The sequence below is a fragment of the Streptomyces sp. NPDC053048 genome (assembly GCF_044547045.1).
In the GTDB taxonomy this organism is placed as follows: Bacteria; Actinomycetota; Actinomycetes; order Streptomycetales; family Streptomycetaceae; genus Streptomyces.
In genome coordinates, this window is the sequence record NZ_JBITZS010000007.1 from 418,587 (window position 1) to 437,596 (window position 19,010).

The 19,010-nt window shown below is 71.8% G+C and carries 19 protein-coding genes and 1 riboswitch; of the genes, 7 read left to right on the forward strand and 12 right to left on the reverse strand.

What is annotated here, in order from left to right:
• Nucleotides 1–59 precede the first annotated feature (59 nt).
• Complete coding sequence (locus tag ACIG36_RS21265) at nt 60–935, forward strand: hypothetical protein (RefSeq protein ID WP_399929901.1); 876 nt, start codon at nt 60–62, stop codon at nt 933–935.
• Nucleotides 936–1,070: 135 nt separating this feature from the next.
• Here the strand turns inward: ACIG36_RS21265 and thiC are convergent, their stop codons facing one another.
• The gene (gene thiC / locus ACIG36_RS21270) at nt 1,071–2,843 is read right to left on the reverse strand and encodes a phosphomethylpyrimidine synthase ThiC (RefSeq protein WP_399929904.1); all 1,773 of its coding nucleotides are present in this window, start codon (nt 2,841–2,843) and stop codon (nt 1,071–1,073) included.
• A riboswitch (TPP riboswitch) is annotated at nt 2,839–2,976 on the reverse strand. It overlaps the preceding gene by 5 nt.
• Nucleotides 2,977–3,037: 61 nt before the next feature.
• Here thiC and ACIG36_RS21275 point away from each other — a divergent pair.
• Complete coding sequence (locus tag ACIG36_RS21275; protein ID WP_399929907.1) at nt 3,038–4,339, forward strand: YibE/F family protein; 1,302 nt, start codon at nt 3,038–3,040, stop codon at nt 4,337–4,339.
• A 203-nt stretch (nt 4,340–4,542) separates the two neighbouring features.
• Here ACIG36_RS21275 and ACIG36_RS21280 read toward each other — a convergent pair whose 3' ends face one another.
• The 3 genes from ACIG36_RS21280 to ACIG36_RS21290 all read right to left on the reverse strand — a co-directional run bounded on the left by ACIG36_RS21280 (nt 4,543) and on the right by ACIG36_RS21290 (nt 6,208).
• On the reverse strand, nt 4,543–4,989 hold the full coding sequence (locus ACIG36_RS21280) for an SsgA family sporulation/cell division regulator (protein WP_086573811.1): 447 nt from the start codon (nt 4,987–4,989) through the stop codon (nt 4,543–4,545).
• Between the two features lie 432 nt (nt 4,990–5,421).
• A complete protein-coding gene (locus ACIG36_RS21285) occupies nt 5,422–5,640 on the reverse strand; it encodes a DUF5326 family protein (protein ID WP_086573813.1) in 219 nt (72 codons plus the stop codon).
• Between the two features lie 250 nt (nt 5,641–5,890).
• Nucleotides 5,891–6,208 carry a cupin domain-containing protein gene (locus ACIG36_RS21290; protein WP_399929911.1) on the reverse strand — a complete coding sequence of 106 codons (318 nt, stop codon included), beginning with the start codon at nt 6,206–6,208 and terminating at the stop codon, nt 5,891–5,893.
• A 90-nt stretch (nt 6,209–6,298) separates the two neighbouring features.
• On the opposite strand from ACIG36_RS21290, the gene ACIG36_RS21295 reads away from it, so the two are divergent.
• The 3 genes from ACIG36_RS21295 to ACIG36_RS21305 all read left to right on the forward strand — a co-directional run bounded on the left by ACIG36_RS21295 (nt 6,299) and on the right by ACIG36_RS21305 (nt 8,326).
• Nucleotides 6,299–6,679, forward strand: a complete 381-nt coding sequence (locus ACIG36_RS21295; RefSeq protein ID WP_399929915.1) for a phage holin family protein — start codon at nt 6,299–6,301, stop codon at nt 6,677–6,679.
• 211 nt (nt 6,680–6,890) lie between these two features.
• On the forward strand, nt 6,891–7,787 hold the full coding sequence (locus tag ACIG36_RS21300; RefSeq protein ID WP_399929918.1) for a LysR family transcriptional regulator: 897 nt from the start codon (nt 6,891–6,893) through the stop codon (nt 7,785–7,787).
• A 41-nt stretch (nt 7,788–7,828) separates the two neighbouring features.
• Complete coding sequence (locus ACIG36_RS21305) at nt 7,829–8,326, forward strand: NUDIX domain-containing protein (protein WP_399929920.1); 498 nt, start codon at nt 7,829–7,831, stop codon at nt 8,324–8,326.
• A gap of 47 nt (nt 8,327–8,373) precedes the next feature.
• Here ACIG36_RS21305 and ACIG36_RS21310 read toward each other — a convergent pair whose 3' ends face one another.
• The 3 genes from ACIG36_RS21310 to ACIG36_RS21320 all read right to left on the reverse strand — a co-directional run bounded on the left by ACIG36_RS21310 (nt 8,374) and on the right by ACIG36_RS21320 (nt 11,851).
• On the reverse strand, nt 8,374–9,723 hold the full coding sequence (locus ACIG36_RS21310; RefSeq protein ID WP_399929922.1) for a globin domain-containing protein: 1,350 nt from the start codon (nt 9,721–9,723) through the stop codon (nt 8,374–8,376).
• Nucleotides 9,724–9,896: 173 nt separating this feature from the next.
• The gene (locus ACIG36_RS21315; protein WP_399929925.1) at nt 9,897–10,529 is read right to left on the reverse strand and encodes an HAD family hydrolase; all 633 of its coding nucleotides are present in this window, start codon (nt 10,527–10,529) and stop codon (nt 9,897–9,899) included.
• Between the two features lie 89 nt (nt 10,530–10,618).
• A complete protein-coding gene (locus ACIG36_RS21320; protein ID WP_399929928.1) occupies nt 10,619–11,851 on the reverse strand; it encodes an MFS transporter in 1,233 nt (410 codons plus the stop codon).
• A 205-nt stretch (nt 11,852–12,056) separates the two neighbouring features.
• Between ACIG36_RS21320 and ACIG36_RS21325 the strand changes: the two genes are divergently transcribed.
• Nucleotides 12,057–12,512, forward strand: coding sequence for a MarR family winged helix-turn-helix transcriptional regulator (locus ACIG36_RS21325; RefSeq protein ID WP_399929930.1), 456 nt, complete (start codon nt 12,057–12,059; stop codon nt 12,510–12,512).
• Between the two features lie 32 nt (nt 12,513–12,544).
• Here the strand turns inward: ACIG36_RS21325 and ACIG36_RS21330 are convergent, their stop codons facing one another.
• Nucleotides 12,545–12,925 carry an ArsR/SmtB family transcription factor gene (locus ACIG36_RS21330; RefSeq protein ID WP_399929933.1) on the reverse strand — a complete coding sequence of 127 codons (381 nt, stop codon included), beginning with the start codon at nt 12,923–12,925 and terminating at the stop codon, nt 12,545–12,547.
• A 132-nt stretch (nt 12,926–13,057) separates the two neighbouring features.
• Between ACIG36_RS21330 and ACIG36_RS21335 the strand changes: the two genes are divergently transcribed.
• Nucleotides 13,058–14,329, forward strand: coding sequence for an MFS transporter (locus ACIG36_RS21335; RefSeq protein ID WP_399929936.1), 1,272 nt, complete (start codon nt 13,058–13,060; stop codon nt 14,327–14,329).
• Nucleotides 14,330–14,344: 15 nt separating this feature from the next.
• On the opposite strand, the gene ACIG36_RS21340 is transcribed toward ACIG36_RS21335, so the two are convergent.
• The 4 genes from ACIG36_RS21340 to ACIG36_RS21355 all read right to left on the reverse strand — a co-directional run bounded on the left by ACIG36_RS21340 (nt 14,345) and on the right by ACIG36_RS21355 (nt 18,972).
• Nucleotides 14,345–15,097 (reverse strand): TetR/AcrR family transcriptional regulator, encoded by a 753-nt coding sequence (locus ACIG36_RS21340; protein ID WP_399929939.1) that lies wholly within the window; start codon nt 15,095–15,097, stop codon nt 14,345–14,347.
• Nucleotides 15,098–15,358: 261 nt separating this feature from the next.
• Entirely contained in the window at nt 15,359–16,492 is a 1,134-nt protein-coding gene (locus ACIG36_RS21345) for a pyridoxal-phosphate-dependent aminotransferase family protein (RefSeq protein WP_399929942.1), read from the reverse strand.
• Nucleotides 16,493–16,584: 92 nt separating this feature from the next.
• Nucleotides 16,585–17,952 (reverse strand): serine hydrolase domain-containing protein, encoded by a 1,368-nt coding sequence (locus ACIG36_RS21350; RefSeq protein ID WP_399929945.1) that lies wholly within the window; start codon nt 17,950–17,952, stop codon nt 16,585–16,587.
• Nucleotides 17,953–18,042: 90 nt separating this feature from the next.
• The gene (locus ACIG36_RS21355; RefSeq protein ID WP_399929947.1) at nt 18,043–18,972 is read right to left on the reverse strand and encodes a helix-turn-helix domain-containing protein; all 930 of its coding nucleotides are present in this window, start codon (nt 18,970–18,972) and stop codon (nt 18,043–18,045) included.
• Nucleotides 18,973–19,010: the final 38 nt, after the last annotated feature.

The following is a 19,010-nucleotide window of genomic DNA, read 5'->3' on the forward strand; positions in this document are numbered from 1 at the left end:
TCCGCCCACTGCCCGGTACAAGCCGGCATCAAGGCCCTACGGAGCATCGGGGGATGCACATGAACAGCGTTCCGCACCTGCTGGCCGAGGACCGCCCGGAATTCGAGCGGATTCTCGACCAGGCGCTGCGTACCGCGAAACATGACCCGGAACTCGCCGTGCCGCCAGGACATCGGCTGCAGACCGAACAGCTGCGCGCCATGGCGATCAGCGCCATGTCCGCCATCTCCGCCTGCGCGATGGCGGAATACCAGGAATTCCTCGGGGCGCGCGAGGCACTGCGCGCCCGCTCGGCCGCCGCCCGGCCGCAGCCTGCGGGTTCCGTGGCCGCCCGCCCGGACGAGACCGGCCCGCCCTCCCCCGTCACCGCGCCCGCCGACGTCCCCGAGGACGAGGGCGCGGGGGCCGGCGCCGTCATCGCCGTCCTCGCCCCCGTCCTGGCCGGGATCGCCGCGTTCCTCTTCCTGCTGATCGGCTACGTCATGCGGACGGTCGGGGCGGGCGAGTCCGTCGCCCGCCCGATGATCACGGTCGGCTGGTGGTTCGGCGCCTTCACCGTCGCCGGGGTGCTCGTCGCGATGTCGGGAATGCTGCGCACGGCGCTGCGCAACGGTCAGCGGGCGGAGGAGGCCCCGCCGCGCGACGAGCTCACCGAGGAGGCCGAGCGGGCCCACGAGGCCTGGCGACGGGCGCTGCTGGCGCGCGGCATCCTGCCCTTCCTCCGCGAGGTCCTGGCCAAGACGCCCCCCGCGCCCCGCCGCCCCCGCTCCCCCAGGAACCACACGGGCCCCAGCCGCACACCGCACCTCGGGTACTCCCGCCCCGGCTTCTCCAGCCCCGACACCAAGCCGTCCGCCCCCAGCCGCAGCGCCTGGCCCGGCCCGGACCTCACCGGCCCCGACACCGCCGGACCGGACCGCAGGGCGGGCGACTAGGGCGAGCGACCAGGGCGAACGGGCGCCAAGACCACCCGGACGTCGCCGGGCCAGGACGTCGCGGGGCCCGGAGCCGTCCCCCTCTCCACGGCTCCGGGCCCTGGCCCAACCGGGTCCGGGCCCCGGCCCGGCCGGCTACTCCGCGATCGGCAGGTAGACGCGGTTGCCCGCGGCCGCGAACTCCTTGGACTTCTGGGCCATCCCGGCCGCCGCGTCCGCGTCCACCGCCAGGTCACCGCCGTGCTCACGACGGATGTCCTGCGAGATCTTCATCGAACAGAACTTCGGGCCGCACATCGAGCAGAAGTGCGCCGTCTTCGCCGGCTCCGCCGGCAGCGTCTCGTCGTGGAAGGCGCGCGCGGTGTCCGGGTCGAGCGCCAGGTTGAACTGGTCCTCCCAGCGGAACTCGAACCGCGCGTCGGACAGCGCGTCGTCCCACTCCTGCGCCCCCGGGTGCCCCTTGGCGAGATCCGCCGCATGGGCCGCGATCTTGTAGGTGATGACGCCGGTCTTCACGTCGTCGCGGTCCGGCAGGCCCAGGTGCTCCTTGGGCGTGACGTAGCAGAGCATCGCCGTGCCCCACCAGGCGATCATCGCCGCGCCGATGCCGGAGGTGATGTGGTCGTACGCCGGCGCGACGTCCGTCGTCAGGGGTCCGAGCGTGTAGAACGGCGCCTCCTCGCAGATCTCCTGCTGGAGGTCCACGTTCTCCTTGATCTTGTGCATCGGGACGTGCCCCGGGCCCTCGATCATCGTCTGCACGTTGTGCCGCTTGGCGATCCGGTTGAGCTCGCCCAGCGTGCGCAGCTCGGCGAACTGCGCCTCGTCGTTGGCGTCCGCGATCGAGCCGGGGCGCAGCCCGTCGCCGAGCGAGTACGTCACGTCGTAGGCGGCGAGGATCTCGCAGAGCTCCTCGAAGTTGGTGTAGAGGAAGTTCTCCTTGTGGTGCGCCAGGCACCACGCGGCCATGATCGACCCGCCGCGGGAGACGATGCCGGTCTTGCGGCGCGCGGTCAGCGGTACGTACGGCAGGAGCACGCCCGCGTGCACCGTCATGTAGTCGACGCCCTGCTCGGCCTGCTCGACGACCGTGTCCTTGTAGATCTCCCAGGTGAGCTCCTCGGCCTTGCCGTCGACCTTCTCGAGGGCCTGGTAGAGGGGCACGGTGCCGATCGGCACGGGGGAGTTGCGCAGCACCCACTCGCGCGTGGTGTGGATGTTGCGGCCGGTGGAGAGGTCCATGACCGTGTCGGCGCCCCAGCGGGTCGCCCAGGTCATCTTCTCCACCTCCTCCTCGATGGAGGAGGTGACGGCGGAGTTGCCGATGTTGGCGTTCACCTTGACCAGGAACTTCTTGCCGATGATCATCGGCTCGATCTCCGGGTGGTTGACGTTCGCCGGCAGCACGGCGCGGCCGGCCGCGATCTCCTCGCGGACGGTCTCGGGAGAGACGTTCTCCCGGAGGGCCACGTACTCCATCTCCGCGGTGATCTCACCGCGGCGCGCGTACGCGAGCTGGGTCACCGCGGCGCCGTCCCGGCCCCGGCGGGGCAGGCGCGGGCGGCCCGGGAAGACCGCGTCGAGGTTCTTCAGCCCGCCGCGCGGCGAGGTGTGCTTGATGCCGTCGTCCTCCGGGCGCATGGGGCGCCCGGCGTACTCCTCCGTGTCGCCGCGGCCGATGATCCAGTTCTCCCGGAGCGGCGCCAGGCCGCGCCGGACGTCCGTCTCGATCGCCGCGTCGGTGTACGGGCCGGAGGTGTCGTACAGCCGTACGTCCCGTCCGTTGGTGAGGTGCACCCGTCGCACCGGAACCCGCAGGTCCGGCCGCGAACCCGTCACATAGTCCTTGTGCCAGCCGATCCGCTCGGCGGATCCGTCGGCAGACATGCGTGCATCCTGCGAGGTCATGAGACCAGTAACTCCCTACGCCGGCATTACCCGGTACCAGGTTCGGCGGTCGGCGCAGCGGTGTCCGTACGTCGATCCGTACGGAGTTCAGCGCCCTCTCAGCCCGGTGCTCCGAGCTCCCGCGATTGCAAAGGTGGCACCACGCTAGCGCCTTCCCCGGCGGAAGGACCAGTGGGGCTTGCGATGATGCCCGGGTGACAAGCACCAACCACTCCCCCCACGGTCACTCGCACGGCCATTCGCACAGCCATGGCCCACCGACCCCGGTTTCGTCGCATTTGCGCAAGGTGATCGCGGCCGTTCTCATCCCGTTCGCTGCCGCGGTCGTGACGGGCCTGATCGTCCTCTGGCCGGGTGGCGCCCCACCGCACCCGCACAGCGGACTGGGCCTCGACCAGCAGACCGAGTCGGGACGGGTCGTCAAGCTCGAGGAGCAGGACTGCCCCAAGGGCGGCGGCCTGACGCCGCCACCGTCGCAACAGCAACAACAGGGGGCACCTCCTCCCCCCAGGGGCACGTGCGAGAAGGCGACCCTCGAAGTGACCTCGGGCAAGGACAAGGGGCATACGTTCACGGAGATCGTGCAGCCGGACGCCTCGCGCCGCTACGACGTGGGCCAGGAGGTCGTGCTCGCCTACGCGCCGAAGGCGCCGGAGAACCTGCGCTATTCGGTCACCGACGTGAACCGGACACTCCCCATGGCGCTGCTCGCCGGCATCTTCGCGCTCGCGGTGGTGCTCGTGGGACGGCTGCGCGGGATATTCGCGCTCGTGGCGCTGGTGATCAGCTTCGGCGTCCTGACGATGTTCATCCTGCCGGCCATCCTGCAGGGCTCCGAGCCCCTGCTGGTCGCGGTGATCGGCGGCAGCGCGATCATGCTGATCGCGCTGTACATGTGTCATGGCCTCAACGCCCGGACGTCCGTGGCGGTGCTCGGCACCCTGACGTCCCTGCTGGTCATCGGCCTGCTGGGGTCGTTCTTCATCGACTGGGCCCATCTGACGGGCAATACCGACGACCAGACCGGCCTGGTGCACGGCCTGTATCCGCAGATCGAGATCCGTGGTCTGCTGCTGGCCGGGATCATCATCGGCTCCCTGGGCGTGCTGGACGACGTCACGGTCACCCAGACCTCGGCGGTGTGGGAACTGAAGGAGGCGGATCCCACCGCGAATTGGCGCAAACTGTACGGCTCGGCCATGCGCATCGGGCGGGACCACATCGCCTCCGTGGTCAATACGCTGGTACTGGCGTACGCGGGCGCCTCCCTGCCGCTGCTGCTGTTGTTCTCGATCGCGGACAGCGGGGTGGGCACGGTGGCGACGAGCGAGATCGTCGCCGAGGAGATCGTCCGCACGTTGGTGGGCAGCATCGGCCTGGTGGCCTCGGTACCGGTGACGACCGTGCTGGCGGCGCTCGTTGTCAGTGCCGACCGGCACACTGCGGGCAAGGGTCGGGGGCGGTCGCGCGGCGGCAGGCGTCGGCGCGCGAAGTGAGCTGACGGCAGGCTGCCGGTGGTCGGTGGGGGGCCACCGGTGGTCGGCCCGGGAACGGCAGCGTGGGGAGCGGCAGCGGCGGCGATGGTCCGGAGATCCCTCCGGCCACCGGCGTCCGCGCCCCGGGGTGCGGCACCGCGCGCCGGGCGGGTGCCGGTCGAGTGGATCGGGCAGGACGGCGGGGTTCCGGGCCGGGCGGCCCGTTAACCGGCGTTCTGACCCTCCGGGTTGCCGGCGAGGATGCTGTCGAGCGCCGCAGCGAGCTCGTAGTCGAAGTCGGCGACCGTGCGCTCCTCCCCGAGCGGGGCCACGCGGTCGGTGCGGTCGAGGAAGGCCACCAGTGGCGCCGCGCCCGCCCGGAACAGCGCGCCCTCCCCGCCCACTTGCAGCCGGATGAAGACGTCCGACAGGTGCTGGGAGGAGGCGGGGGCGATGTGCACATCGCCCTCGCCGGAGGGCTGGCTCAGCCCGTCGAGCAGCAGCTCCCGGGCGAAGGCCCAGGTGACCGGGGCATCGCCGGGGAGGTGGAAGGTGAACTTCACCGCGTACGGGTCGCTGCTGTCGTAGCCCAGCTCCACCGGGATCCGGAAGGACAGCTCCTCGGAGACGAGGAACGTCATGACCACTTCTGCCTGAACTGTGTCGCGCATCGCCCAATGCCCCGTCTTCGTCGGTTTGGCAGGGATTGAAGCCTGATGGCCCCAATGACGCCATAGTCTGACAAGAACGCCCAGTGGATCACAAGGAGTGATTTTCCAGTTACTCATGGAGACCGAGGGTGAGCATACGAGCTCTCCGACTCTGGAGCGTAGCGACTCGACTACTGGGCGGAGTCGTAACGGGGGATTTGCTGGCACGGAACGGCCGAGAACTGGCCAAAGTGGCCCGAGGGCACACGGATTACCGTTTGGGTCCACGGGTCGGGCGTTCACGTTGACGGAGAGATGTTGACGGGAGAGATAACTCCCCGCCTTCCGCTTCGTTGAGTTGGTGCGAGCGGACACCGGCCGACGGCGTGGGCGACGCTGCCTGCCGGTGAGGACGTTTCCGGGCGGTACGTCACGTCCGGGCCCGGCCGGCCCTTACCAGTCGCCCCTCGACGACGAGGACGACGTGAACTTCTTGACGACGAAGATCAGGCCACCGACGAGCGCGACCAGCAGCAGTGCCTTGAAGAGCAGGCTGATGACAAAGCCGAGCACACTCATGATCAGGCTGCCGAACACCAACAGAACGAGCACCGGCACGGCGATCCACTTCACCCACCACGGCATCCCGTCGAATATCCCCTTCTCAGCCATGCCGACCCCTGCTCTCCGCTTCGCGCGGGATTTTCCGCGCACTCGTCACATCGCGGCCGGTAGGAGATCACGAGCGAATACCGCCGCCGCGTGAAGATCCCCGGCCGCCCGGAGCGAAATGCTCCGGCCTGCATTCGATGCTAGGGCGGGCGGGTGGCCCGACGGGGCCCGCACAGCCCCCGTCCTCCCCTGAACCTCCCCCTACGGGATGCCGGGGACGCGGCGAGGCGGCACCCCCGGACGGCCGGGCTCAGCTCTCGGGTGGGGAGAAGACCACCAGGACCCGCAGGTCCTCGCTGATGTGGTGGAAGCGGTGGACCGCCCCGGCCGGTACGTAGACCACGCTGCCGCGTCCCACCGTCGTGGTCTCGGTGCCGACCGTGATCGACGCACGGCCGCTCATCACGACGTACACCTCGTCCTGGGCGTGCGGCCCCTGCGGATCGGTGTCGCCGGCGTCCAGGGCGTACAGCCCGACGGACATGTTCCGCTCCCGCAGGAACTGCAGATAGGCGCCTTGGTTGGCGGCGCGCTCGGCCTCCAGCTCATCCAGCCGGAACGCTCTCATGCGGGATCCATCCTTCGCTGTGCCGATCGGGGTGCCGGTGCCGGCCAGAGTCGATCTTCATTGGGCCCGCCCGTCTGCAACGATCTCACCATGAAGAATTTCGTAGTCAAGACGATCGCCAATGCGGCGGCCCTGGCGGTAGCCATCTGGCTGCTCAAGGGCATCACGCTGTCCGGCGAGAACACCGCCCGCAAGGTGGTCACGCTCTTCGTCGTCGCGCTCGTCTTCGGCGCGGTCAACTTCATCGTCAAGCCGGTGGTGAAGCTGCTGTCCTTCCCGCTGTTCATCCTCACCCTCGGCCTGATCACGCTCGTCATCAACGCGCTGATGCTGCTGCTGACCTCGTGGATCGCGGACAAGCTGGACCTCGCGTTCCGCGTCGGCGGCTTCTGGCCCGCGCTGGTCGGCGGGGTGATCATCTCGATCGTGGCCTGGGCGATGCATGTGATCCTGCCGGACGAGAAGGACTGACCCGGCGGTGCCGCCGACGGGGCCGCGAAAACAGAAGGACGGCTCGAGCCTCCCCCCTCTTGGCTCGAGCCGTCGCGGCTCCACGCGCGAAGAACCGCGCGACCCAGGCTAGTTGACTCTGCGTCAGTGTCCAATCACGCTAGCGACACAGCCCTATCGACTTATTTATAGTTCCCCCTACGAGCCATGGTGGCGAACAAGGGGAGACGGCATGGATCTGGCCCTTTTGCGCACATTCGTCACGGTGCACAGGGCCGGTTCCTTCACCCGGGCCGCCGCCCTGCTCGGCCTCTCTCAGCCCGCCGTCACCAGCCAGATCAGGACCCTGGAACGGCAGCTGGGCCGCCCCCTGTTCCTCCGCCAGGCCCGGGGCGTGCTGCCCACCACGATCGGCGACGAGCTCGCCCACAAGATCACCCCGCATGTGGACGCCCTGCTGGAGATCACCGAGGCCGGCCTCGACGAGCAGTGGACCAACCGCACCCTGCACCTGGCCGGTCCCCCCGAGTTCACCGCCCTGCGCGCCCTGCCCGCGCTCGCCCCGCTCATCACCCAGGGCCTGACCGTACGGGCCGCCCACGGCACGGCCGAGGAACTCTTCGAGGGGCTGGCCGCGGGCCACCACGACCTCGGCATCACCAGCACCCGCCCGCGCGGCCGGCTGCTGACCGCCACCCCGCTCTGCGACGAGGAGCACGTCCTGGTCGCCGCGCCCCGCTGGGCCGCCCGCCTGGGCGGCGCGGCCGTCGTACGGGACAAGGGCGTACGAGCCCTGGAACACCTGCCCGTCGTGGAGGTCCACGAGAGCCTGCCGTTCGTCTCCCGCTACTGGGCCGCCGTCTTCGACTCCAAGCCCCTGGCCGCGGGCGCCGTCATCGCCCCCGATCTGCGCGCCGTGCTCTCCTGCGTCACCGCCGGGGCCGGCATCGCCGTACTGCCGCGCTATCTGTGCGGCGACGCCCTCGACTCCGGCGAGATCGTGGCCCTGCTGGACCCGCCGGTGCCACCGCTGCGCACCTACTTCCTGGTCGTACGGGCCGGTACGCTGGCCCACCCGCATCTGGCCAGGGCGCACGAGTGGCTTCTGCGGGCCGCCGTTTCCTGGTGAGAACGGGTTTCGCCGAGGGACTGGCGCGGCAGATGTCCCCTATGACCGAACGGCCCGTGGTCAAACGCACCGCCCGCGCCATCCTGCTCGACGGCGAGCCCGGATCCGACGGGCTCGAAATGATCCTCATCAAACGCACCAAGCCCGGCGAGGCCCCCTACTGGATCACTCCGGGAGGAGGCGTCGAACCCGGGGACTCGACCGTGGTCGCCGCGCTGCACCGGGAGGTCGACGAGGAACTGGGGGCCAAGGTCGTCGACGTGGTGCCCGCCTTCGTCGACACTGTCTCCCACTCCCTCCACCACGCGGCCCACGGCGTGAAGGTGCAGCACTTCTTCGTCTGCCGGCTCGCCTCGATGGACCTCTCCCGCCGGCACGGCCCCGAGATCGACGAACCGTTCGGCACCTACGAGGTGGTGCGCATCCCCTTCACCCGTGCGGGCATCGAGTCGGTGGAGGTGGTGCCGCCGTCGCTGCGCGCCTTCCTCCACGCCAACATCGAGGGCGTACGGGCGCTGCTCGCCGACGACCTGGGCTGACGGGGCCGTGCACCGGACGTGACATCGGACGTGCCATCGGACGTGCCCTAGGTCGCGGACGCCGTCAGCTCGTCGAGGGAGTCGTGCCGGATGCGGTGGGCCGGCATGCCGATGCCGACGAGGGTGTCCACGCCGCTGCGGATCATGCCGGGCGGCCCGGAGAGATAGGCGTCGTAGGCGGTCCACGGGCCGTATTTGCGCACGACCTGGGGCAGTTGCCCGCTCAGACCGAGGGTCGGGCCGTCGGAGACGACCGGACGGACGGAGAGCCAGCGGTGCGACTTCTGCAGTCTGAGCATGGTGTCGATGTCGTAGAGGTCGTCGTTGTGGCGGGCGCCGTAGAAGACGTCGACGGGCCGGCTGCGGCCGTGCCGGGCGACGTCCTCGACCAGGGCCTTGATGGGGGCGATGCCGGTGCCGCCGCCCAGGCAGAGCAGGCCGTCGTCGGTGCTGTGGTCGACGGTCATCGAACCGGCGGGCGGCCCCAGCCGGATGACGTCGCCGGGGCGGGCCCGGTGGACCAGGGCACGGGAGACCCAGCCGGCCGGGACGGCCTTGACGTGGAAGGAGAGCAGACCGTCCGCCCGGGGCGCACAGGAGAAGGAGTAGTTCCGCCACACGCGCGGCCACCAGGGGGTCTCCAGGCTCGCGTACTGACCGGCCCGGAACGGATAGGGCCGGTCGGGCCGTACGGTCACGATGGCGATGTCCGGCGTCCGCGGCTCATGCGTGACGATCTCGGCCTGCCACCAGGGCGGCGAGCTCCGGGCGTCCTCGGCCGCCGCGTCGATCATGATCTGTGAGATCACGGTGTACGCCCGTACCCACGCGGCCTCCGCGGCCTGGTTCCAGGTGTCCCGCGCGTACTGCGCGAGCGCGCCGATCAGGCACTCGCCGACGATCGGATAGTGGCCGGCCTCCGTGCCGTACTTGCGGTGACCCCGCCCGAGTTGGGAGAGGTACTCGGTGAGGGTGGCGGTGTCGTCGGCGTGCCGCGCGGCTGCCGTGAGGGCCCTGAAGAGCCGGTCGCGCTGGGTGTCCATGGCGGCGGGGAAGAGCGCGCGCAGAGCGGGCCGGCGGAGGAACAGCAGCGCGTAGAAGTACGACGTGGCCTTGTCGGCGACCGGCTCGATCTCGGCCAGCGTCCGCCGGATCAACACGGTGTCGGGGGACGGCCCGGCGCCGGGCCGGGCGGAGCCGGTGGAGGGCCGGGCGGAGGGACCTGCGGCGGGCCGGGCGGGTCTGCGCTCGGACGAGGTGTCCGTCCGTAATCGCGGCCTGCCCTCTGCTGTGCCGTCCGGTGTGCCCTCCGGTGTGTCCGGTGGGGTGAACCAGCCCCGCTCACCCGCCTCGCCGGTGGCACCGCCGTCGGCCGACGGGGTGGTCGGAGCGTTCATGGTCGCCTCGCCTCGAACATCTCTCGGACTGTTCCAGTGAGCGCAGCATTCCACCCCTTGCCCGTCGCCCGGTAGGTTTGCCGGAAGTCCGGGCGCTCCGACCGCCGTTGCGGATAGGCTGACCCGCTCCCTTCCGGCCCACCGGTAAGTGGCCCGGCCGACCGGCTGCGCAACTACCCCCGGTCCGCGACCAATTCATAGGCTTCCCTGAGATCCCGCCCGCTGTACGCGTGCGAGGCGATGTCCCGCACATGGTGATCCGCGTTGACCGCGACCGACACCGGCACGACCGCGAACAGCCGGGCGTCCGACATCGAGTCGCCGTACGCCACACAGTCGGCGCGACCCACTCCGTACCGCTCGCAGAGTTCGTCCGCGATCCGTACCTTCGCCGCCGCGTCGAGGATCCCCGCCGGGTCCACCGGATCCCGGAACGGCACCGACGGCCACCGCGAGCCGTGGGCCGCGTCCGCGCCCCAGTCCAGCAGGCGTTCGACGAAGAACCCCGGCGAGAGCGAGATCACCGCGCACCGCTCGCCCCGCGCCCGTATCTCCCCCCAGACCTCCCTGATCCCCACCAGCCACGGTGCGCCCTCGAAGGCCGCCGCCACCTGCGGCTCGGTCAGCTCTCCCCACAGCTCCACCGCCAGCTCGGCGAACCGGGGCGGCGTCAGCTCCCCCGCCGCGAACGCCCGCTCCAGCTCGCCGATCTCCGCCTCCAGCCCCAGCTGCCGGGAGATCTCGACCGCGGCCGCCGATCCGTGGATGAGCGTCCCGTCGAGGTCGAACAAGTGCAATCTGCTCATGGCCCCGAGCCTAGGGCGTCGCCGCGACGTGGCACTCCGCACCGCCCGCGGCGCCGGCCGCCGGGGGCGGGCGCCGGGGGCGGGCGCGGTCAGCGGGCGGCCGTCACCGACTCCGACTCCTGCCCGGCGGCGACTGCCGACGGCGCCCCGCCCGCGACGATCCGTCCGCCCCGAACCGTGGTGCGCCGCTCGAGCGCCGCCGAGAGCAGGGCGAGGAGCAGCGCGGACGCTGCCATCAGCGCGCCGACCCAGTTGGGCGCGGTGTAGCCGAAGCCGGCGGATATCACGAGCCCGCCGAGCCAGGCGGCTATGGCGTTGCCCAGGTTGAAGGCGCCGATGTTGACGGCGGAGGCGAGGGTGGGAGCGTCCACGGCCTGGTCGAGCACCCGCTTCTGCAGCGGCGGCACGGTGGCGAAGCCGAAGGCGCCGATGAGCGGGATAGTGACGGCGGCCGCGATCTTGTTGTGGGCGGTGACCGGCAGCAGGGCGAGCAGGACCGCGAGCCCGCCCAGGGCGCTGTAGAGCATGGGCATCAGCGCGCGGTCCGCGTACTTGCCGCCGATGAGGTTGCCGACGAGCATGCCGAGGCCGAAGAGGACGAGCACCCAGGTGACGGACGAGGGCGCGTACCCGGCGACGTCCGTCATCATCGGGGCCAGGTAGGTGCTCATGGTGAAGACGCCGCCGAAGCCGAGAACGGTCATCGCCATGGCGAGCAGCACCTGGGGGTTGCGGAAGGCGGCCGTCTCACCGCTGAGTCGGCCGCGCTCCGGGCGCGGCTGCCGGGGCACCAGTGCGGCGATGCCCAGGACGGCGAGGACGCCGAGCCCGGCGATGATCAGGAAGGTAACGCGCCAGCCCACGTTCTGGCCGATCAGCGTGGCCAGGGGCACGCCCACCACCGTCGAGGTCGTCAGGCCCGTGAACATCATCGCTATCGCCCCCGCCTTCTTCTGCGGGGCGACGAGGCCGGCGGCGACGATCGCGCCGATGCCGAAGAACGCGCCGTGCGCGAGCGAGGCGACGATCCGTCCGGCCAGCATCAGCGAGAAGACCGGCGCGGCCGCGGACAGCGCGTTGCCCACCACGAACAGTCCCATCAGGGCCATCAGCATCGTCTTGCGCGCGACCCGGCCGCCGATGACGGCGAGCACCGGGGCCCCTATGACGACACCGAGCGCATAGCCGGTGGTCAGGTAGCCGGCGGTCGGGATGGAAACGCCGAACTCGTCCGCGATCTCGGGCAGCAGGCCCGAGGTGACGAATTCGGTGGTGCCGATACCGAAGGCGCCTATGGCGAGCGCCAGCAGGGCGAGTGGCATGACGGAGGTCCTTCAGACAGAGGTGAGGGCGCGGACACGCGCCACGGCCCTCGGCCGCGGCACGAGTCCTTGCAGCAGACTTTTACCGGCCTCCACAATAATTGCAGACGCAGTTACTTGCAAGCGCGGGCTATTGCGGTGCAGAGCTATCCTGGTGGGCAGCGACTCGAACGGTGGCGCGTAGGACTTCGAAGGAGGGCTCACCATGTCCCGCACCCCGGACCCCGCCCTGACCGGCCTGTCACAGGGCTGGGGCGCCCTGTCCGCGCTGCACAGCCGGATCGAGGCCCACCTCGAGCGGGCCCTGCAGGCCCACCACGACCTGAGCGTGCGGGAGTTCTCCGTGCTCGACGTCCTCAGCCGCCAGCACAACGGCGAGGGCGGCCACCTGCGCATGAACGAGGTCGCGGACGCCGTCGTCCTGAGCCAGAGCGCGACGACGCGCCTGGTCAACCGCCTGGAGGACCGCGGTCTGCTGACCCGCTACCTCTGCCTCACCGACCGCCGCGGGATCTACACCGACGTCACCGACGCGGGCCGCTCACTGCTCGAGGAGGCCCGGCCCACCAACGACACCGCGCTGCGCGAGGCCCTTCAGGACGCCGCGACGCGCGCCGAATTTGCCCCCCTGGTCGCAGCCGTCGAGGGCCTCACCCCCTGAGGGTTCCGCCTGAAGATTGTGCCGGGTTCCGTTCAGGACGGACCGGGCGGCGTCCAGTCCGCCACCAGGCGGAGCAGCCCGGGGAACCGGGCCTCGAGATCGTCGACCCGGACATGGCTGCGCCGCTCGAGTCCGTACTGACGCTGCCGGATGACGCCGGCCTCGCGGAGCGCGCGGAAGTGATGCGTCAGCGAGGACTTGGGGCGATCCAGCCCCAGCCAGCCGCACGGATGGTCGAACTCCGTGCGGTCCAGCAGGAGTTTGCGCACGATCCCCAGGCGCAGGGGATCCCCCAGCACGCCCAGCACCGCCTCCAGGCGCAGGTCGCCGACCCCGGGCTCGGGCAACGGCTCGGGCGCGTCGGCCGGTACGGGCAGGACCTTGAACACCGCTCCGGCGCCGGTCGCCGACATCGGTACCCCCTCACACCCACATCACCTATGTACGACTCCAATCGTACAGCGTGCTAAGTTCGAGAAAACTCGTACTGACGTACACGAGGGGGATCAGTGACGGCATTAGACGCCCGGTATGCGAAGAAAACGATGAAAACAGCGCCGGCTGCAGCGCCGGCTGCAGCCGCGCCGGCAGGCGTGGAGCCGCCACCGGCCGCCGCGCCCCGCTGGTGGATCTGGCTCGCGGCCTGGCCGGTGGCGGCGGTGTTCGTCCTGTCCAACGCGGCCACACCGCTCTACACCCTGTGGCAGCACGACATCGGCTTCTCGCGGGGCACGCTGACGATCGTCTTCGCCTCCTACATCGCCGGGCTGATCGGTTCGTTGCTGGTCGCGGGCGTGGCCTCGGACCGCGTCGGCCGCAAGCCCGTCCTGCTCCCGGCGCTGGCGCTGGCGGCCGTGGCCTGCCTGGTCTTCGCCACCGCCTTCTCCGTGGCCGCACTGGTCGTGGCCCGGCTGCTCAGCGGAATCGCCGTCGGCGCGGTCGTGTCCGCCGGAATGGCCGCGGTCACCGATGTGGCGGGTGCCGCGCGGAGGCGGACGGCCGCCCTGGTGGCGTCGAGCGCGATGGTGCTCGGCGCGGGTCTGGGTCCGCTGCTGGCGGGCGTGCTGTCGGAGAACCTGCCCGCCCCGACAGCGACCGTCTTCCTCGTCGAGATCGCCCTGCTGGCAGCGGCCTTCGCGGTCGTCCTGCGCATGCCGGTGCCACGCATGGTGGCACGCCCGGTGGCACGAGCCGCGGCAGCGCCTGCCCGGGGTGCCTGGATACGGCTGCCGAGGATGCCGCACGGCACCGGCGGCCGGCTCCTGCTCGGCGCGGCGGCGTTCGCCCCGGGCATCACCGGGACGTCGTTCGTGCTCTCCCTCGGCCCCTCCCTGCTGTCGGGCCTGCTGGGCACGACCAGCCGGACGCTGGCCGGCGCCATGGCCTTCGTGATGTTCCTGGCCTCCACAGGGGTGCAGTTCGCGGTCCGGCGGCTGCGCGTCCGTACGATCCTCCTCGCCGCCACGGCGAGCACGGCCGTGAGCATGATCGGCCTGGTGGGCGCGGTGCGCTCCTCGTCCGTCGCCCTGCTCGTCGCGGCCGCGGTGATGGCCGGTGCCGGCCAGGGGATGGGCCAGCTCGGCGGTCTGTCGCTGCTGAACTCGGCCGTGCCCGCCGGACGCCTCGCCGAGGCCAACGCCGCCCTGAACGTGAGCGGCTATCTGCCCGCCGGACTGCTGCCCGTCTCGGCCGGCTATCTGAGCGACGCCGTGGGCCTGACCACGGGGGCGACCACCTTCGGCGTCGTCCTCGCCGCCCTCGCGGCGGCCGGCGGCCTCGTCGTCCTCACCGGACGCCGCTGGGCACCCGAGGCGTGACGGGGCTCCGCCGCGTCATCCGCCCGTGCGGGCGCGGGCCCGCTCGCGGTGGGCCTTCTGCCGGCAGGCACCACCGCAGTACCGGGCGGGCCGGCCCGTACGCGCCGGGGGCAACGGGCCTCCGCACAGGGCACAACCCGTTTCGTTACGTCGCACCGCCGGATTCCGGGGCAGTTTCGTCACATGACGCCCCGGACGGAGGCTGTCGCACAGCAGTGCCGTCATCCTCCCCGGCGCCACTCCCGGATCCCGCCGCTGCTCCATCGACAGACAGCCCATGAGCAGGGCCATCACATCGCCGATCGTCACGTCCTTCCGTACGGCGGAGGCCTGTTGGGCCCGCTCGAGCAGTACGGTCAGCGCGTCACGGAAGTCCTCCTCGACGCCCGGAGAGGGCTCGAAACGACCTTCCAGGGCGTCGCACAGGCCCTTGTTCCGGACGGACAGGCGCACAACCGCCGCGAGGTAACGGAAGAAGACCGCACCGGGGTCGCCGGCGTGCGCCAACTCCCGTGCGGTGTCGGTGAAAAGCCGCACCCTGTCCACCACGGTGGCCCTGAACAGCGCTTCCTTGGACGAGAAATGACGGTAGACCGTTCCCGTCCCCACCCCGGCCCGCCGCGCGATCTCACCCAGCGGCACCGCCAACCCGGCTTCCTCGAACGCCGATCGGGCCGCCTGGAGGACGAGCTCCCTGTTGCGCCGCGCGTCCGCGCGTGGCAACGCGGAGGCCGGGGACGGCGGAGCGGGACTCCTGCGCCGAGCCATACGGACGGACCTCCGAAGGGCCGGAAACGAAACGGGACGTGGATTCCGATTTTATCCGCGTGGATGAACGCGGAGCTCCACGCCACACAACGGAAATAACGACCCGAACACCCCAAAAACGAACACCGAACGGCCGCACAACGCAAAAAGGCCGCTGCCGGTGCGTACAGCACCGGCAGCGGCCTCGAACGGAGGAGCAGGAGGAGGACGGGCGGGCGGAAAGCAGCCGCCCGCCGCCGGCCCGGCCCCGATCCCCTCGTATCAGCCCTCGATCACCGCGTCCCACGCCGCGCCCGCCGCAGCCAGGGCACGGACCCCGTCCGGGTCCGCCAGCGGCACGCCCAGCGCCCGCAGCCCCTCGGCGAGGGCCGCCAGCGAGCCGAGGACGACCTCACGGTCCGCCTCCATGCCGTAGTGGTTGACGCGGATCATTTCCTTGGCCAGCGCGCCGGCCGCCGCCTGTACGGGCACGGAGGCGTCGGCCGCCAGGGCCGCCGCCACGACGTCACGGGCGTCGACACCGTCCGGGGCACGCAGCGTGGTGGCCACGGGAGCGGCGTCCTCGTCGCGGACGACGTAGGGGGCGAGGGCGCCGAGCGTCCGTACGCCCGCGCGCGTCGCGGCCGCGGCGGCGCGGTGGCGGGCGATGACGCCGTCCAGCCCGTCGGCCTGGATGCGGTCGACCGCCTGCTCCAGGGCGAGCATCTCCAGCTGCGCCGGGGCGTGCGGCAGCGCGCTGCGCCCGCCGTCGATCCAGCGCTCCTTCCAGTCCAGGAGCGAGAGGTACGAGCGCCGGGGCGCCTGCTCATTGGCCGCGATCCGCTCCCACGCGCGCGTGCTCACCGAGACGGCCGAAACGCCCGCCGGGCCCGCCATCGCCTTCTGGCCGCCGATGACACACAGGTCGACGCCCCACTCGTCGGTGAGCAGCGGTTCGGCGGCGACGGAGGCGACCGCGTCCAGCATCAGCAGCGCGCCGTGCTCGCGAACGACCTCGCCGATGGCGGCGACGGGGTTGGTGTTGCCGGTGGCCGCCTCGGCGTGGACGAGGCTGACGAAGTCGATGGCGGGGTTCGCCCGCAGCGCGTCGGCGACCTGGTCCGGGGTGACCGCGCCGCTGAAGGGCGCCGTGACGGTGACGACCTCGGCGCCGCAGGAGCGCAGCCAGCCGCCGAACGTCTCGCCGTACGGGCCCGTGATGATGTTGAGCGCGGTGCTGCCGGGCCGTACGGCCGATCGGATGCATGCCTCCAGCGGCAGCAGGGCCTCGCCCTGCATCGCGACGACGGTCTCGCGGGTGCGCATCAGGGCCGCGACCTTGTCCTCGATACGGGCGAAGTGACCGGCGCCGAGGGGCGCCAGGTCGAGCAGGTCCGGTGCGGTGTTCGCGGTCACGGGTGCCTTCCAGGGGTATCGCGCCGCGTGTCCGGCGCCGCCAGTCTCCCGTCGACTCTACGTCCGCACCCCCGTCCGGCCCGACAATCCGACTATCGCCAGCCGCCCGTGTCGACGCCGCCCGGCACCGCGTCCCCGGGCCCGTACGGCTCGCGGGTGAGGACGAACGTCCCGATGTCCAGGTGGCTCACGGCCCCGCCCGCGTCCCGTACGACCGTCAGGGTCTCCCCCGCGTAGTAGCCGTCGAGCCCGGTCCAGGTGCCGTCCGCCTCCGGGTGGAAGCGCGCGGCGCGTCCGGCGCCGTCGAGGGGCGTCAGCCGCAGTTCCCGGTCGGCGCCCAGCCTCAGCGCGAAGGGGGCGGCGCCCCAGTACCAGGGACCGGTCAGCGCCAGCAGTGCCGGATCCACGGCGCCGAGGGGGCGCCACGGCTCGGGGATGCGGGGTTCGTGCTCGGCGACGGTGCACACGAGGTCCGCCGCGACGGCCGGGACGTGGAGGTGGGAGGTGGCGTTGCCCAGGGCGACCGCCGCGACGCCGTCCTGGTGGCTGATCCACAGCCCCGCGACGAAGCCGGGCATCGTGCCGGCGTGGCCGCACAGGAACCGGCCGTCGCGCCAGGACAGTTGCATGCCCAGGCCATAGCCGCCGGCCCGGTCCGGCCCCTGGGGCTCCGTTTCCGGGGTCCGCATCTCCGCGAGCGAGGCCGCGCCCAGCACCCGATCGTCGCCGTTCATCAGGAACGCCGCGAAGCGGCACAGGTCGGCCGCCGTGGACCACAGCTGCCCGGCCGGCGCCATCCGCCCGGTGTCCACGGCCGGTTCCGGAAGCAGGACGTCCGCCCAGGGGTGCACGGCCCAGCCCTCGGCGTGCGGCGCCAGGGGCGCGAGCGTCGTGCGGTCCATGCCGAGCGGCTGCAGCACCTCCCGGCGCAGCACCTCGTACCAGTCCTCCCCGCGCAACCGCTCCACCAGAGCGCCCAGGAGCGCGAAACCGGGGTTGGAGTAGTGGTGCAGGCGCCCCGCCTCATGGCGCTGGGCGCGCTCGCCGAAGATGTCGGCGAGCTCGGGGCGCAGGCCGCCGTCCGTGCGCTCCCACCAGGGCCCGCCGGTCTCGGCGGCCAGCCCGGCCGTGTGCGACAGCAGCTGGGCGATGGTCGCCCCACCGCCCTCAGTGGTGTCGACGTACGTGCCGAGGCGGTCGTCGAGGGCGAGCAGCCCCTCGTCCCGCAGCCGCATCACCAGCACGGCGACGAAGACCTTGGTGATCGAACCGATCCGGTACTGCGTGTCCGCCCCGGGCTCCGCACCGTCCACGGAACCCCGGCCCTCCGACCACACCATGCGCCCGTCCCGCATCACCGCTCCCACGAGCGAGGGCGTACGCCCCTCCGCCTGGCCGGTGGCGAGGCGGTGCAGGAGGGCACGGCGGGTGGCGGGCAACAGTTCGTACGAGGCGCTCATGCCCGCACCCTAACCAGCCCGTGATCTTTGGCGCAGCGGCAATTCCCGCGCCGCGGGCGGAGCCGCCGGGGGCGAAGCCGCTGGGGCGGGTCAGGGCAGGTCCGGCGCGTCCGTCAAAGTCGCGGCCAGCCGGTCGAGGGCGGCAGCCTCCCCGCTGCCCTCCTCGGCGCTGAACACGTGCACGACCAGGCCGGTTTCGCCGGGCGCGGCCGGCACGTGCAGGGTCTCGTAGTCCAGGTCGAGCAGTCCGGCCACCGGGTGCCGCAGCCGCTTGCGTCCGGCCCCGCACATCATGACCTCGCCGGTCGCCCAGATCCGCCGGAACTCGGCGCTGCGCGCCGACAGTTCGGTGACGAGCGCGGCCAGTTCCACGTCGTCGGGGTAACGTCCCGCGGCGACCCGCAGCTGGCCCACGGCCTCCGCCGCCCGTGCCTCCCACTCGGGGTGGACGAGGCGGGAGGCGGGGTCGAGGAAGAGGTACCGGGCGTTGTTCGGGTCGCGGCGGCCCGCGTCGGCCAGGCCGCCGATCAGCTCGGCACCCAGGCCGTTCCAGGCCACCACGTCGAGGCGGTGGTTCGTCGCGAAGGCCGGGACGCCCACCATGGCGTCCAGAATCCGTCGCAGCGAGGGACTGACCCGGGCGCTGGGCGCGGTGCCGCGCCTGGCGTCGGCCAGGGTGGCGAGGTGTCGGCGCTCCGCCGCGTCGAGGCCGAGCGCCTTGGCGAGCGCGTCGAGCACCTCGGGGGACGGCTGGGTGGCCCGGCCCTGTTCGAGACGCACGTAGTAGTCCACGCTGATCCCGGCGAGCTGGGCCAGCTCCTCGCGGCGCAGCCCGCGCACGCGTCGGCGACGGCTGCCGGCGATCCCGACGTGCTCCGGCGCGACGCGCCCCCGGCGGGCGCGCAGAAACCCACCGAGCGCCCGCCGGGCGTCACCGACGCCGTCGATCCCGTCGATGCTGCCGGACTCGCCGGACCCGCCGATGCGCTCAATGTGGTCGATGTGGCCCACCCCGTTCATGGGCTCCAGTATGGGTGGCTCTCGCAGTACCAGGACCG

Excerpts from the sequence above, each read along its gene's own strand:
- ACIG36_RS21335 (WP_399929936.1), top strand. The coding sequence starts at position 13,058 with ATGAAAACAGCGCCGGCTGCAGCGCCGGCTGCAGCCGCGCCGGCAGGC.
- ACIG36_RS21320 (WP_399929928.1), bottom strand. The coding sequence starts at position 11,851 with ATGCCACTCGCCCTGCTGGCGCTCGCCATAGGCGCCTTCGGTATCGGC.
- ACIG36_RS21350 (WP_399929945.1), bottom strand. The coding sequence starts at position 17,952 with ATGAGCGCCTCGTACGAACTGTTGCCCGCCACCCGCCGTGCCCTCCTG.
- ACIG36_RS21300 (WP_399929918.1), top strand. The coding sequence starts at position 6,891 with ATGGATCTGGCCCTTTTGCGCACATTCGTCACGGTGCACAGGGCCGGT.
- ACIG36_RS21280 (WP_086573811.1), bottom strand. The coding sequence starts at position 4,989 with ATGCGCGACACAGTTCAGGCAGAAGTGGTCATGACGTTCCTCGTCTCC.
- ACIG36_RS21290 (WP_399929911.1), bottom strand. The coding sequence starts at position 6,208 with ATGAGAGCGTTCCGGCTGGATGAGCTGGAGGCCGAGCGCGCCGCCAAC.
- ACIG36_RS21305 (WP_399929920.1), top strand. The coding sequence starts at position 7,829 with ATGACCGAACGGCCCGTGGTCAAACGCACCGCCCGCGCCATCCTGCTC.
- ACIG36_RS21325 (WP_399929930.1), top strand. The coding sequence starts at position 12,057 with ATGTCCCGCACCCCGGACCCCGCCCTGACCGGCCTGTCACAGGGCTGG.
- ACIG36_RS21265 (WP_399929901.1), top strand. The coding sequence starts at position 60 with ATGAACAGCGTTCCGCACCTGCTGGCCGAGGACCGCCCGGAATTCGAG.
- ACIG36_RS21340 (WP_399929939.1), bottom strand. The coding sequence starts at position 15,097 with ATGGCTCGGCGCAGGAGTCCCGCTCCGCCGTCCCCGGCCTCCGCGTTG.
- ACIG36_RS21330 (WP_399929933.1), bottom strand. The coding sequence starts at position 12,925 with ATGTCGGCGACCGGCGCCGGAGCGGTGTTCAAGGTCCTGCCCGTACCG.
- ACIG36_RS21295 (WP_399929915.1), top strand. The coding sequence starts at position 6,299 with ATGAAGAATTTCGTAGTCAAGACGATCGCCAATGCGGCGGCCCTGGCG.
- ACIG36_RS21310 (WP_399929922.1), bottom strand. The coding sequence starts at position 9,723 with ATGAACGCTCCGACCACCCCGTCGGCCGACGGCGGTGCCACCGGCGAG.
- ACIG36_RS21285 (WP_086573813.1), bottom strand. The coding sequence starts at position 5,640 with ATGGCTGAGAAGGGGATATTCGACGGGATGCCGTGGTGGGTGAAGTGG.
- ACIG36_RS21355 (WP_399929947.1), bottom strand. The coding sequence starts at position 18,972 with ATGAACGGGGTGGGCCACATCGACCACATTGAGCGCATCGGCGGGTCC.
- thiC (WP_399929904.1), bottom strand. The coding sequence starts at position 2,843 with ATGACCTCGCAGGATGCACGCATGTCTGCCGACGGATCCGCCGAGCGG.
- ACIG36_RS21315 (WP_399929925.1), bottom strand. The coding sequence starts at position 10,529 with ATGAGCAGATTGCACTTGTTCGACCTCGACGGGACGCTCATCCACGGA.